The sequence below is a fragment of the Streptococcus sanguinis genome (assembly GCF_001078705.1).
Lineage (GTDB): Bacteria > Bacillota > Bacilli > Lactobacillales > Streptococcaceae > Streptococcus > Streptococcus sanguinis_D.
Map to the genome: position 1 here is coordinate 584,227 of NZ_CDMW01000001.1, position 14,074 is coordinate 598,300.

The following is a 14,074-nucleotide window of genomic DNA, read 5'->3' on the forward strand; positions in this document are numbered from 1 at the left end:
AAAAAAATTGACAAGAAATATAAAGCAGGGGAGACTTTCTGTGTTAGCTATTGAGGAAATAAAAAAAATCACGCCAAGCAATCTTCCTGCTTTGACCATTTTGACTGGGGATGATTTGGGGCAGTTTGAGTTGTTGAAGGAACAGTTTCTCCGCCAAATTCAGTTTCAACCGGGCGATTTGAACACTGCTATTTTCGATATGAAAGAAGTAAGCTATCAGGATGTGGAGTTGGACTTGGTCAGTCTGCCTTTTTTTGCGGATGAAAAAATCGTGATTTTGGACCATTTTGCTGATTTGACAACAGCCAAGAAGCGGTATCTGACTGATGAAGAACTCAAATCTTTTGAAAATTATCTGGAAAATCCAGCGCATACAACTCGTCTGGTTATCTTTGCAGAAGGCAAATTGGATAGCAAGCGCCGTCTGGTCAAACTGCTGAAACGGGACGGGAAAATTTTTGAGGCTGCAGAACTCAAGGAAGCAGATCTACGGGCATATTTCAGCAAGGAAGTGCAGGCAGAAGGCTTACAATTTGCTCCGACAGCTTTCGATCAGTTGCTGCTGAAATCAGGTTTTCAGTTCAGTGAAGTCAGTAAAAATTTAGCCTTTCTGAAAGGATATAAAGAGTCCGGTCAGATTGGTTTAGAGGACATTGCCGAGGCCATTCCCAAGACTCTTCAGGACAATATTTTTGACCTGACCCAGCTTATTTTGCAGCAGAAGATTGATGAGGCCAGAAGCTTGGTACGAGATTTGACTCTTCAAGGTGAGGATGAAATCAAGCTTATTGCTATTATGCTGGGGCAGTTTCGTATCTTTACGCAGGTTAAGGTTTTAGCGGGAAATGGCAGAGCTGAGAGTCAGATTGTGTCTGATTTGTCCGATTATCTAGGCCGCAAGGTCAATCCTTATCAAGTCAAGTTTGCCTTAAAGGATGCTCGCTCACTGAGTTTAGCCTTTCTTAAAAAGACTATGGCCTGTTTGATTGAAACGGATTTTCAGATTAAGTCGGGGCTGTATGATAAAGATTACCTGTTTGATTTGGCTCTGCTCAAGATTGCGACAGGTGAGCTACAAGCAAAATAGTTGAAAAATTCTAATGATTGCGTTATCATTTTTATAATCATATAGAAAAAGAGGTCTATCAAATGGCAATTATCTTACCTGATCTTCCTTACGCTTACGATGCTTTGGAGCCCTACATCGATGAAGAAACAATGCACCTGCATCATGACAAGCACCACAATACCTATGTAACGAATGTTAATGCTGCGCTTGAAAAACATCCTGAAATCGGTGAAGACTTGGAAAAATTATTGGCTGATGTGGAGTCTATTCCAGCTGATATCCGCCAAGCAGTCATCAACAACGGTGGTGGTCATCTTAACCACGCTCTTTTCTGGGAATTGATGACACCAGCAGAAACATCACCATCTGCAGAGTTGGCAGCAGATATCGAAGCTACTTTTGGATCATTTGAAGACTTTAAAGCGGCTTTCACTGCAGCGGCTACAACTCGTTTTGGTTCTGGCTGGGCTTGGTTGGTTGTCAATAAAGAAGGCAAGTTGGAAGTGACCTCAACAGCAAATCAGGATACTCCTATTTCAGAAGGTAAAACTCCAATCTTGGGACTGGATGTTTGGGAACATGCTTACTATGTGAAATACCGCAATCTTCGTCCGAATTACATTCAAGCTTTCTTCTCAGTTATTAACTGGAAAAAGGTTGACCAACTTTACGCAGCTGCGAAATAAACAGGCAGTTTCAATATATAAAAAGGTGAATCAATTAAAGATTTACCTTTTTTAATGCTTAAAATACCTTTTTTCTGGATTTGACTTGTTATTTTCCTCATAATTTTTTATAATACAAATGCTAGGAGAAATGTTTTGAGTAAAAAAATTGTAACGATTATCGTAGCTATCCTTTCTTGTCTTTGTCTGCTGGGTTTCATCTTTCTTTTTGTGACCGAACGAAATAAGGCCATTGAAAAGAAAGCACAAGAGGCTGCCCAACTTGCAACGTCTGGCGAGCAAGAACAGGAAGAAGAGAAAGTCAAGACTAATTCCAAACCAGTTGAAGAAAAGCCGAAGCCTGTTGAGAAAAGTCCAGAGGAAAAGCAGAAGGTCATGGAGGCGGATGGGCCGACTATGGATGCCTTGGGGCTTCGATTTGACTATGCAAATTTGGATTTGACTCAGGTCATCCAGGCTTATATGACCGAAATGGGAATTGAACCCTCCCAGGTCGCCTTTTCCTATAAGGATTTGACGACTGGTAAGACCTTTGCCATGAATGACACCCAGCCTATGACTGCGGGATCGACCTACAAGCTCCCTCTCAATATGCTGGTAGTAGATGAGGTTTCTGCCGGCAAACTTTCTATGGACGAGCGGTTTGATATTACCAATACAAACTATGAATATAGGGGCGAGCATGATAACTATGTCGGTGCTTTCAACGGTGCTATGAGAATATCAGACATGCAGGAATATTCCTTAGTTTATTCTGAAAATACGCCAGCCTACGCTTTAGCAGAGCGTCTAGGCGGAATGGAAAAGGCCTATGACATGTTTAGTCGCTACGGTCAGTCCAAAGGGGATATTAAGACGATCAGCCGGGAGAATAATAAGACCACAACGGACTACTATATTCAGGTCCTTGAGTATTTGTCTAAAAATCAGGAAAAGTACAAGGATATCCTTTATTATATAGGCGAATCCTTCCCAGGTGAATACTATAAGCGCTATCTGCGTGACATTACCATCTATCAAAAGCCTGGATATGTTCGTGAGGCGCTCAATGTGGATGCATTAGTCATGGAAGAGAAGCCTTATATTATAGCTCTCTATACGGCTTATCTGGGCGGCAGCACCGAAGCCAGTGATGAGATCAGTGGTGTCGGAATTGAACAAGTTGGTCAGTTATCCTACGTCATCAATGAATGGCATCGGGTTAATATGAACTAATCTAATAGAAATCACAAATCAATACGCTTTAGATGAAAATCTGGGCGTATTTTTGTTGCAGTAGAGCTTGATGATTTTAAGATTGAAAGTTATTTAGAAAAAATTCGAAATAGATTTGACAGAAAGAAGGGAAAGGTGTATAATCTATTTAGAAAATAATCTAAACAGTTCAGGAGAAAAAACGATGATTTCCATTCATATCTTGATTGCCATGCTGCTGATTTTAGGGGCAGTCCTTGTTCCTTTGGTTTATTTTAAAAAGACCAAGCACATTTCTCTGCTAGTTTTCCTTTTAGGGGGAGTCGGCTTTTATCTTTCTAGTCAGGTTCTGGAAAATATCTTGCACCGTATCGTCTTACAGCCTCAGGCTGATGGGACTATCGCTTTGCGGACGGAAAATCCTTGGCTATATGTCCTTTATGGTATTGCTGCGGCAGCTATTTTTGAAGAAACAGCCCGCTGGGTCATCTTTTACTGGCTGCAGAAGAAGCGCCCACTGACCTTTAGGGACGGTATGGCCTATGGCTTAGGGCATGGTGCTATTGAGGCTCTGTTTATTGGTATTGTCAGTCTCTTAAACCTTTGGGTTATAGCCCAAGTAGTGACTCAGGGAAATGTCCAGACGCTGGCTCAAATCCCCCAAGCAACGATTGATTATGTCCGTTCCATGAGCGCTGGCAGCATCTATCTTTTGGCTCTTGAGCGGATCTTGGCTATTCTTATCCAAATTCTGCTGACCTTCTGGGTTTGGAAGGCGGTTAAGGAGAAGGCGCCAGTGTATTTTTTAGCTGCGCTGGGACTTCACGCCCTGATTGACTTAGCGCCTGCTCTAGCTCAGGTAGGCGTTCTTCCGCCACTTGCAGTTGAAGCTCTGCTCTTGGTAGAAGTAGTGGCACTAGTCTTTCTGACCAAGAAAATTTTGAAAGTTTACCTGAAAGAAAGGTTCAATCATGGGGATCAGTCAAACGCTTAAAGCTCTAGCTGACCCAGTTCGAAGGGGGATTCTGGAAATGCTCAAGCATGGTCCGAAGTCTGCAGGGGAAATTGCCCAAGCTTTTGAGCTGACGCCTGCGACGGTATCCTACCACCTCTCTCAGCTAAAGAAAGCCGGTCTGCTCATAGAAGAAAAGCAGAAGAACTTTATATATTACAGCTTAGATGTCACTGTTTTTGAAGAAATTCTTGTCTGGTTTCAATCTCTTGGAGGAGGAAACGAAAATGAAAAAAAATAGTTTTCAAGAATTAGGCTGGGCGCTTGGACTCATGCTCCTGCCAGTTTTATATGCCATCTGGGTCTATCAAAAATTACCAGAAAACCTGGCTATTCACTTTGACTTATCTGGAAAAGGAAATGCTTTTTTACCTAAGTTTCTAATAGTATCTGCTTTTCCAATTGTCATGATGCTGCTAGAAGTTATGATCTATTGGACAACCATTGCCAAAGATATCTTGAATAGAACCTTTAAGCACCTTATTCGCTGGATATTTCCTTTTACCTTTGTTTCGCTGTATCTAGCTACCATTTATCGGGGCTTAAATGAGAGTTTTGATGTGCGTAAAATAGCAACTATGCTAGTTGCTTTGGTTTTCATCATTGTAGGCAATTACTTACCGAAAAAAATACAGGATGATAGAGAGCCTATGAATAGAAAGTGGGCACATCTTTTGGTTTTGCTAGGATTTCTTATTTTTATAATGGCTGTTTTCTGCCTGTAAGCGGATTTATGGTATAATGGTATCAAGTATCAAATCAAAGGACTATCATGATTACCAAGGAGCATTATCAGTATATCCGGCAGCATCCTGCCTTTGTCAATCTGCCAGTGGAGCTTTTCGATAAATTGGCTGTAGAGATTCAGTATCGTAAGATTCCTAAAGGACAAATTATCTTTTTTGCGGGGGATCGTCGTGAGCGTCTTTTCCTCTTGTCTCAAGGCTATGTGCGGATTGAGCAGTATGATTCGACAGACACATTTTCTTATATGGATTATGTCAAGAAAAACAGTGTTTTCCCCTATGGAGGTATGTTTTTTGATGAGCGCTATCATTACACTGCCAGCGCTGTCACCAATGTTGAATATTTCTCTATTCCTATCGATTTGTTTGAAGAATATTCTAAGAAGAGTGTGGATCAACTGTTGTTCATTACCAAGCGCCTATCGCAAATCTTGGAATTTCAGGAATTGAGATTGCGCAATGTCGTAGCAGCTAGTGCAAGCGAGCGTGTTATCCAGTCTCTGTCGCTGCTCTGCATGGATTTGTGCAAGGAGGGGGATAGCCTGCCCTTTCCTATCAGTATGAAAGAGTTGGCAAAACTAGGAGCCACAACTCGGGAAACGGTCAATCAAGTTCTGAAAAAGCTCTTGGATGAAGGTCGGATTGAATACGAACATAAAAAATTAATCTTTAAGGATAAAGAATATTTTATGAAATACCTTGCTGGAAGCTAATCGGTTCTGATTAGCTTCTTTTTTTGGACAGATAAGTTCAAAATATTCTAATATTAACCATTTACTGATTTTCTTTGAAAAAATAAATATTCGCAAAAGTAATATAATCCATAAAATACCCAAAGAAAACGCTTTAAAAAAGAATATTATAAACATAGCTACGAAAAAAAGCAAAGGATTTGGCATTTATAATGTAAGCTTTTTCTTGAAAGCGGTAACATTAAATGCTAGAATAGTACATGTACACGGGCTTAGGAAAACCTAAACCGCAAAGAAAAAGGAGGACAGTAGATGTCTACACATCCAATTCATGTTTTCTCGGAAATTGGGAAACTGAAAAAAGTTATGTTGCACCGTCCTGGCAAGGAGTTAGAAAACTTGCAGCCGGACTATTTGGAACGTCTTCTCTTTGATGATATTCCTTTCTTGGAAGATGCACAAAAAGAACATGACAACTTTGCTCAAGCGCTTCGTAATGAAGGAGTTGAGGTTCTCTATCTTGAGCAGTTGGCTGCTGAGTCACTGACTTCTCCAGAAATTCGTGAGCAATTTATCGAAGAGTATCTGGAAGAAGCCAATATTCGCGGCCGTGAAACTAAGAAAGCTATTCGCGAACTGCTCCTTGGTATCAAAGACAACCAAGAGTTGGTTGAAAAAACAATGGCAGGGGTTCAAAAAGTTGAATTGCCAGAAATTCCTGAAGAAGCAAAAGGCTTGACGGACTTGGTGGAATCTGATTATCCATTCGCTATTGATCCGATGCCAAACCTTTACTTCACACGTGACCCATTTGCTACGATTGGTAATGCTGTATCGCTTAACCACATGTATGCAGATACTCGTAATCGTGAAACTCTCTACGGTAAATACATCTTCAAACACCACCCAGTATATGGTGGAAAAGTGGATTTGGTATACAATCGTGAAGAAGATACACGTATCGAAGGTGGGGACGAGTTGGTTCTTTCAAAAGATGTGCTGGCAGTTGGTATTTCACAACGTACAGACGCAGCTTCTATCGAAAAACTCTTGGTCAATATCTTCAAGAAAAATGTTGGCTTCAAGAAAGTTTTGGCTTTTGAATTTGCCAACAACCGTAAGTTCATGCACTTAGACACTGTCTTCACTATGGTTGACTATGACAAGTTCACGATTCACCCAGAAATCGAAGGCGATCTTCGCGTTTACTCTGTAACTTATGTTGATGACAAACTTAAGATTGTTGAAGAAAAAGGTGATTTGGCAGAAATCTTGGCAGAAAACCTTGGTGTGGAAAAAGTTCACCTGATTCGCTGTGGCGGTGGCAATATCGTAGCTGCTGCGCGTGAGCAGTGGAATGACGGTTCTAACACCTTGACTATCGCACCTGGTGTGGTAGTAGTGTATGATCGCAATACAGTTACTAACAAGATTTTGGAAGAATACGGCTTGCGTTTGATTAAGATCCGCGGAAGTGAATTGGTTCGCGGTCGTGGTGGACCACGCTGTATGTCTATGCCATTTGAACGTGAAGAAATTTAGGAATCCAGTATTTTACTGATACTCAAAGAATAGAAAGAGGAAATAATAGAATGACACATTCAGTATTCCAAGGACGTAGCTTCTTAGCAGAAAAAGACTTTAGCCGTGCTGAGTTAGAATACCTTATCGGTCTTTCAGCTCACTTGAAAGATTTGAAAAAACGCAATATTCAACACCACTATCTTGCTGGCAAGAATATCGCTCTCTTGTTTGAAAAAACATCTACTCGTACTCGTGCAGCTTTTACAACAGCGGCTATTGATTTGGGAGCACATCCAGAATACCTTGGTGCCAACGATATCCAGCTTGGCAAGAAAGAATCTACAGAAGATACTGCTAAAGTTTTGGGCCGTATGTTCGACGGGATTGAATTCCGCGGCTTCAGCCAACGCATGGTAGAAGAATTGGCAGAATTCTCAGGTGTTCCAGTCTGGAATGGTTTGACTGACGAATGGCACCCAACTCAAATGTTGGCTGACTACTTGACTGTTCAAGAAAACTTTGGCCGTCTGGAAGGCTTGACGCTGGTATACTGTGGTGATGGACGTAACAATGTTGCCAACAGCTTGCTGGTAACAGGAGCTATCCTTGGCGTCAACGTTCACATCTTCTCACCAAAAGAACTCTTCCCAGAAAAAGAAATCGTTGAATTGGCAGAAGGCTTTGCTAAAGAAAGTGGCGCTCGTGTGCTGATCACTGAAGATGCTGACGAAGCAGTTAAAGGAGCTGATGTTCTTTACACAGACGTTTGGGTATCTATGGGTGAAGAAGACAAGTTTGCAGAACGCGTTGCCCTCCTCAAACCTTACCAAGTTAACATGGATTTGGTAAAGAAAGCTGATAATGAAAACTTGATTTTCTTGCACTGCTTACCTGCTTTCCACGATACAAATACTGTTTACGGTAAAGATGTCGCTGAAAAATTTGGCGTTGAAGAAATGGAAGTAACTGACGAAGTATTCCGTAGCAAATACGCTCGTCATTTCGACCAAGCAGAAAACCGTATGCACACGATTAAAGCGGTTATGGCTGCAACTCTTGGAAATCTCTACATTCCAAAAGTATAATCTCATATAAGAAACCGTCTACCAACAGCTATGAGGGCTGCGACTAATAGCTTTAGTCCGGCCCTCTTTTATATGATGAGAAATGCTCATTTTCTTATTGAAAATTAAAAAATCTACTAAAATAAATTGGAAGCGCATTCTTTTGAGCGCAATTAAGGAGAATTTAATGGGAAATCGTAAAATCGTTGTAGCCTTGGGAGGAAATGCCATCCTTTCATCTGACCCATCTGCGAAAGCACAGCAGGAAGCCTTGGTGGAAACAGCTAAGCACTTGGTGAAATTGATTAAAAACGGGGATGACCTTATCATTACCCATGGAAATGGTCCGCAAGTAGGGAACTTGCTGCTGCAACACTTGGCAGCTGACTCTGAAAAAAATCCTGCCTTCCCACTAGACTCTCTTGTGGCTATGACAGAAGGCAGCATTGGCTTTTGGCTGCAAAATGCTCTGCAAAACGCTCTCTTAGATGAAGGCATCGAAAAGAATGTCGCTTCTGTTGTGACGCAAGTAGTAGTTGATAAGAACGATCCAGCCTTTGTCAACCTCAGCAAGCCAATTGGTCCTTTCTACTCAGAAGAAGAAGCAAAAGCAGAAGCTGAAAAGAGCGGAGCGACTTTCAAAGAGGATGCTGGCCGCGGTTGGCGTAAGGTTGTTGCTTCACCAAAACCAGTGGATATAAAGGAAATTGAAACAATCCGTACGCTTTTGAATCAAGGTCAAGTAGTGGTAGCTGCGGGCGGCGGCGGTATTCCTGTCGTCAAGGAAGAAAATGGCCATCTTACAGGTGTTGAAGCCGTTATTGACAAGGACTTTGCTTCTCAGCGCTTGGCAGAGTTGGTTGATGCAGACCTCTTCATCGTCTTGACGGGTGTAGACTATGTCTTTGTTAACTACAACAAACCAGACCAATCAAAATTGGAGCATGTGAATGTTGCTCAGTTGGAAGAATACATCAAGCAAGAACAATTTGCACCAGGCAGCATGCTTCCAAAAGTAGAAGCAGCTATCGCTTTTGTCAATGGCCGTCCAGAAGGTAAAGCAGTAATCACATCTCTGGAAAATCTAGGCGCTCTGATTGAGTCTGAGAGCGGCACGATTATTGAAAAAGGCTAAAAATAGAACTGATTGAAGGCTGATAGCAGATATCATTTCTTTGCTGGAAATCTTTTCTTGAAAATCATTTATAATTTTCAAAAACACTGGTTTTTTTGATGTTAATATGGTAAAATATAAACGAAGTAAGCGTTTTCTTGTTTACTCATGCAGGGAAATGCAGGTTCGTAACCTCGTAAAAAACGTTTAGGAGGAAAAACAAATGAGTGAAAAAACAAAAAAAAGGTTTAAGATGCCATCATCTTATACCGTATTGTTGATAATCATTGCCATTATGGCAGTGCTGACTTGGATTATCCCAGCTGGGGCTTTTGTAAAAGGTGTTTATCAGCCTCAGCCCCAAAATCCACAAGGAATTTGGGATGTCCTGATGGCGCCGATTCGAGCTATGCTGGGTACGCACCCAGAGGAAGGCTCCTTGATTAAGGAGACTAGTGCAGCGATTGATGTTGCCTTCTTCATCCTCATGGTCGGTGGTTTCCTTGGTGTTGTAAACGAAACTGGCGCTTTGGATGTGGGAATTGCCTCTATCGTTAAGAAGTACAAGGGTCGCGAAAAGATGTTGATTGTTGTCTTGATGCCTCTCTTTGCTCTTGGTGGTACTACCTATGGTATGGGTGAGGAAACCATGGCCTTCTATCCGCTTTTGGTGCCGGTGATGATGGCAGTTGGTTTTGACAGCCTTACTGGGGTGGCTATTATCCTGCTTGGTTCGCAAATCGGATGTTTGGCTTCTACGCTAAATCCATTTGCAACTGTTATCGCTTCAGAGGCTGCTGGTGTCGGAACTGGTGAAGGGATTGTCCTTCGTCTCATCTTCTTGGTTATTCTTACTGCTCTCAGCACTTGGTTTGTTTACCGCTATGCAGATAAGATTCAAAAAGATCCGACCAAGTCATTGGTTTACAGCACTCGCGAAGAAGATTTGAAACACTTTAACGTTGAAACTTCTTCATCTGTTGAGTCAACTCTGAGCAAAAAACAAAGAACTGTCCTCGTTCTGTTCATTTTGACATTCGTTATTATGGTATTGAGTTTCATTCCTTGGACAGATCTCGGTATTACTATATTTAAGGACATCAATACTTGGCTGACTGGTCTTCCAGTTCTTGGTAAGATTGTTGGTTCATCTACTTCTGCACTGGGTACTTGGTACTTCCCAGAAGGAGCTATGCTCTTTGCCTTCATGGGAATCTTGATTGGTGTTGTGTACGGTCTCAAGGAAGACAAAATTATCTCTGCCTTTATGAACGGTGCAGCTGATCTGCTTAGCGTAGCCCTAATCGTAGCAATCGCCCGTGGTATCCAAGTTATCATGAATGACGGTATGATTACAGACACTATCCTCAATTGGGGTAAACAAGGACTCAGCGGTCTATCATCACAAGTATTTATCGTCTTGACTTACATTTTCTACCTGCCAATGTCCTTCCTTATCCCATCATCATCTGGTCTAGCCAGTGCAACTATGGGAATCATGGCTCCAATGGGAGAATTTGTCAATGTCAAAGCTAGCTTGATTATCACAGCTTATCAGTCTGCTTCAGGTGTGCTGAACCTGGTTGCACCAACTTCTGGTATCGTTATGGGAGCCTTGGCACTCGGACGTATCAATATCGGAACTTGGTGGAAATTTATCGGCAAGCTGATTGTAGCGATTATTGCTATCAGTATTGGTCTTTTACTCCTAGGAACTTTCTTACCGTTCCTATAAGCTAGAAGCTGAGGTGATTCCATGAAAAAATTTATAACGGAAGAGATTAAAGAAGATTTTCTTGAATCTTTGAAAACAATCGTTTCCTATCCTTCAGTCCTCAATGAAGGCCAAAATGGAACACCTTTTGGACAAGCTATCCAAGATGTCCTAGAAAAAACTTTAGAAATCTGTCGAGGGCTAGGTTTTACAACATACCTCGACCCTAAAGGTTATTACGGATATGCAGAAATCGGTCATGGAGCTCAGCTCCTGGCCGTTCTCTGTCATTTGGATGTTGTTCCATCAGGTGATGAGTCGGACTGGCAGACACCTCCCTTTGAAGCCACTGTCAAGGATGGCTGGATTTTCGGTCGAGGGGTTCAGGACGACAAGGGACCTTCCATGGCCGCTCTTTATGCGGTAAAAGCATTGCTGGATAGCGGAGTAGAATTTAAAAAGCGGGTTCGCTTTATCTTTGGTACAGACGAGGAGACGCTTTGGCGCTGCATGGCTAGGTATAATCAGCTTGAAGAGCAGGCTGCACTTGGATTTGCACCAGATTCTTCCTTCCCCTTGACCTATGCTGAGAAGGGGCTTCTGCAGCTCAAGCTGGAAGGGCCGGGCTCTGATAGTTTAGAGCTTGAAGCTGGTCAGGCTTTCAATGTCGTCCCTGCCAAGGCTTCCTATTCGGGCAGCTTACTGGAGTCAGTTGTTGCAGGCTTGGAAGATTTAGGCTATGAATATGAGCGAACGGCAGAAGAAGTAACAGTTATCGGCTTGCCCAAGCATGCCAAGGATGCCGCCCAAGGAATCAATGCCATTATTCGCCTAGCCAAGGTCTTGCAGCCCTTGGATTCGCATCCGGCTCTTGCATTTCTGGCTCAGGAAGTCGGTGAAGATGCGACAGGCAGCCATCTCTTTGGGCCTGTGTCTGATGAACCGACGGGCTTTCTTTCCTTTAATGTTGCCGGTCTGACTTTAACCTCTGACCGCTCTGAGATTCGGATTGACATGCGGATTCCGGTCTTGGCAGACAAGGACAAGCTAGTTGAAAAGCTGGCAAAGATTGCCAGTCAATACGAGCTGACCTATCAGGAGTTTGACTACTTGGCTCCGCTCTACGTACCTTTGGACAGTGAGTTGGTCAGCACCCTGATGGAAATTTATCAGGAGAAAACAGGAGACGACAGTCCAGCTATGTCTTCTGGCGGAGCGACCTTTGCTCGTACTATGCCTAACTGTGTTGCCTTCGGCGCTCTCTTTCCGGGAGCTGACCAGACAGAGCATCAGGTCAATGAACGATTGCGCTTAGATGATCTATATCGGGCCATGGATATTTATGCGGAAGCTATTTATCGTCTAGCTACAACACCTTAAATGCTGACTTTTTGAAACTATCTTCGGTAATGCGTTGCTCTAGTCAATTCTGGCTTTCCGATTTGCTGATGATTTTCATTGAGGCAAAAAATTGTTAATAGAAAAAGCTGAGACAAAATTGCCTCAGCTTTTATTTACTAAAGAAGAATGGTGGGGTGAATTCTTTGAGCTTCTCAAAGCAGTCAAGAGCCCCTTGATCATCCTCGCAGATAATCAGACAGACATCATCACCACAGACAGTAGCTACAATCTGTGGTAGCTCTAGAGCGTCTAAGATTGCACCGAAAGACTGGGCCAGACCAGGCAGGGTTTTCATGACGACTTGATTTTTAACTGGCCGCAGCATGACCAAAGCATCCTCCATGTAGAAGCGGAGGCGTTTTTCCCAACGGGATGGTGCGATGCTGTTGATGATATAGTAGGAAGTATCGTTCTCACTGACCTTGACCAGATTGAGTGCTTTCATATCTCGTGAAAGAGTGGACTGGGTTACAATGACGCCGTTTGCTTCCAAATGCTCCTGGAGTTCTTGCTGGGTATGGATTTTTTTCTCCATGATTAAGGAGCGGATGAGACGGTGTCTGCTTTCAATTTTATTCATAAATTTTCACCTATAGTTATTTGATAAACATAGCATCACCAAAGCTGAAGAAGCGATAGCGCTCAGTAATGGCATGCTCATAAGCTTGGAGGGTTAAGGAGCGTCCAGCAAAGGCTGAAACTAACATGACAAGAGTTGACTTGGGCAGGTGGAAGTTGGTTGAAAAAGCATCAACTACTTTCCAATCGTATCCCGGCTTGATAAAAATATTGGTCCAGCCAGAGTCAGCCTGAATCTGCCCCTGGAATTTACTACCAATTGTCTCCAAGGTGCGGATAGATGTAGTGCCGACTGCAATGACACGACCGCCATTAGCCTTGACCTGACGGAGTGTCTGGGCAGCTTCCTCGGACAGACTGTAAAACTCGGAGTGCATCTCGTGATCATCTAAGCTGTCCACAGAAACCGGTCGGAAAGTTCCCAGTCCGACATGAAGGGTCAGATAGACCAGCTTGACTCCCTTGGCTGCAATCTGCTCCAGCAACTCTTCTGTGAAATGAAGTCCAGCAGTTGGCGCAGCAGCAGAGCCGTTTTCTTTGGCGTAAACAGTCTGGTAGCGTTCACGGTCTTCCAGCTTTTCGTGGATATAAGGAGGCAGGGGCATTTCTCCCAGACTCTCCAAGACTTCTAGAAAAATTCCTTGGTAGTCGAAGCGTACGATGCGCCCCCCGTGCTCCAGCTCTTCTACGACAGTTGCAGTTAAGCGTCCATCGCCAAAGGAAATCTGAGCACCTACTCTGAGACGCTTGGCTGGCTTGGCTAGCACTTCCCAGTCATCTCCCTGAGTATTTTTAAGTAGCAGCAGCTCGACATGGCCGCCTGTCTCAGGTTTGATACCATAAAGGCGGGCAGGCAGGACACGAGTATTATTCATAACTAAGGCATCGCCGGGCTGGAGCTGATCAATAATCTGGTCAAAGTGCTGGTCTGAGAAGGCTCCCGTTTCTTTATCAACCACTAGCAAGCGGGAAGCATCCCTTTTCTCTAAAGGCGTCTGAGCAATCAGCTCTTCGGGCAAGTCAAAATCAAAATCAGCGGTATTCATCGTATCTCCTTATATTGTTTTCATCAGCCAGAGTAAGTAGGCGGCTAGTAGGAAGGGACTGGCTGTAAGTAAGCCTCCTAAAATCAAACTTACAATCTGCCAGCCTGGTTGTTTTTTCATGAGGAAACTCAGGCTGCAGAGCAAGACTCCGACTAAAAATAAAATCAATAAAACAATCAGTAAAAACATGGTTCTATTATAACACGATTTGTAGCAAAAGGAAGCGAGCATGA

The 14,074-nt window shown here is 43.0% G+C and carries 15 protein-coding genes; 12 read left to right on the plus strand and 3 right to left on the minus strand.

Annotated elements, in window-relative coordinates:
* Positions 1 to 40: 40 nt before the first annotated feature.
* The 12 genes from holA to SSV_RS03190 all read left to right on the plus strand — a co-directional run bounded on the left by holA (position 41) and on the right by SSV_RS03190 (position 12,195).
* Complete coding sequence (gene holA / locus SSV_RS03135) at positions 41 to 1,087, plus strand: DNA polymerase III subunit delta (RefSeq protein WP_072073652.1); 1,047 nt, start codon at positions 41 to 43, stop codon at positions 1,085 to 1,087.
* A 62-nt stretch (positions 1,088 to 1,149) separates the two neighbouring features.
* Entirely contained in the window at positions 1,150 to 1,755 is a 606-nt protein-coding gene (gene sodA / locus SSV_RS03140; RefSeq protein ID WP_002906995.1) for a superoxide dismutase SodA, read from the plus strand.
* Positions 1,756 to 1,890: 135 nt separating this feature from the next.
* Complete coding sequence (locus SSV_RS03145) at positions 1,891 to 2,970, plus strand: serine hydrolase (protein WP_072073653.1); 1,080 nt, start codon at positions 1,891 to 1,893, stop codon at positions 2,968 to 2,970.
* 184 nt (positions 2,971 to 3,154) lie between these two features.
* Complete coding sequence (locus SSV_RS03150) at positions 3,155 to 3,943, plus strand: YhfC family intramembrane metalloprotease (RefSeq protein WP_072073654.1); 789 nt, start codon at positions 3,155 to 3,157, stop codon at positions 3,941 to 3,943.
* Positions 3,921 to 4,202 carry an autorepressor SdpR family transcription factor gene (locus SSV_RS03155; RefSeq protein WP_002896078.1) on the plus strand — a complete coding sequence of 94 codons (282 nt, stop codon included), beginning with the start codon at positions 3,921 to 3,923 and terminating at the stop codon, positions 4,200 to 4,202. Before SSV_RS03150 ends, SSV_RS03155 begins: the two co-directional genes overlap by 23 nt.
* Positions 4,189 to 4,686 (plus strand): DUF1648 domain-containing protein, encoded by a 498-nt coding sequence (locus tag SSV_RS03160; protein ID WP_072073655.1) that lies wholly within the window; start codon positions 4,189 to 4,191, stop codon positions 4,684 to 4,686. The genes SSV_RS03155 and SSV_RS03160 overlap by 14 nt, the downstream gene beginning before the upstream one ends.
* Positions 4,687 to 4,733: 47 nt before the next feature.
* Complete coding sequence (locus tag SSV_RS03165) at positions 4,734 to 5,420, plus strand: Crp/Fnr family transcriptional regulator (protein WP_072073656.1); 687 nt, start codon at positions 4,734 to 4,736, stop codon at positions 5,418 to 5,420.
* Positions 5,421 to 5,711: 291 nt separating this feature from the next.
* On the plus strand, positions 5,712 to 6,941 hold the full coding sequence (arcA, locus tag SSV_RS03170; protein ID WP_072073657.1) for an arginine deiminase: 1,230 nt from the start codon (positions 5,712 to 5,714) through the stop codon (positions 6,939 to 6,941).
* A gap of 50 nt (positions 6,942 to 6,991) precedes the next feature.
* Entirely contained in the window at positions 6,992 to 8,008 is a 1,017-nt protein-coding gene (argF, locus tag SSV_RS03175; RefSeq protein ID WP_002896073.1) for an ornithine carbamoyltransferase, read from the plus strand.
* A gap of 166 nt (positions 8,009 to 8,174) precedes the next feature.
* Entirely contained in the window at positions 8,175 to 9,122 is a 948-nt protein-coding gene (gene arcC, locus SSV_RS03180) for a carbamate kinase (protein ID WP_072073658.1), read from the plus strand.
* Positions 9,123 to 9,324: 202 nt separating this feature from the next.
* Entirely contained in the window at positions 9,325 to 10,836 is a 1,512-nt protein-coding gene (locus SSV_RS03185) for a YfcC family protein (protein ID WP_072073659.1), read from the plus strand.
* A gap of 21 nt (positions 10,837 to 10,857) precedes the next feature.
* Positions 10,858 to 12,195: a dipeptidase gene (locus tag SSV_RS03190; RefSeq protein WP_072073660.1), complete on the plus strand. Its 1,338-nt coding sequence runs from the start codon at positions 10,858 to 10,860 to the stop codon at positions 12,193 to 12,195.
* A 130-nt stretch (positions 12,196 to 12,325) separates the two neighbouring features.
* On the opposite strand, the gene SSV_RS03195 is transcribed toward SSV_RS03190, so the two are convergent.
* The 3 genes from SSV_RS03195 to SSV_RS03205 are packed head-to-tail and all read right to left on the minus strand — an operon-like array spanning position 12,326 to position 14,030.
* On the minus strand, positions 12,326 to 12,796 hold the full coding sequence (locus tag SSV_RS03195; protein ID WP_002917512.1) for an arginine repressor: 471 nt from the start codon (positions 12,794 to 12,796) through the stop codon (positions 12,326 to 12,328).
* Between the two features lie 16 nt (positions 12,797 to 12,812).
* Positions 12,813 to 13,841 (minus strand): tRNA preQ1(34) S-adenosylmethionine ribosyltransferase-isomerase QueA, encoded by a 1,029-nt coding sequence (gene queA, locus SSV_RS03200; RefSeq protein WP_072073661.1) that lies wholly within the window; start codon positions 13,839 to 13,841, stop codon positions 12,813 to 12,815.
* A 9-nt stretch (positions 13,842 to 13,850) separates the two neighbouring features.
* A complete protein-coding gene (locus SSV_RS03205; protein ID WP_002897949.1) occupies positions 13,851 to 14,030 on the minus strand; it encodes a hypothetical protein in 180 nt (59 codons plus the stop codon).
* Between the last annotated feature and the right edge of the window lie 44 nt (positions 14,031 to 14,074).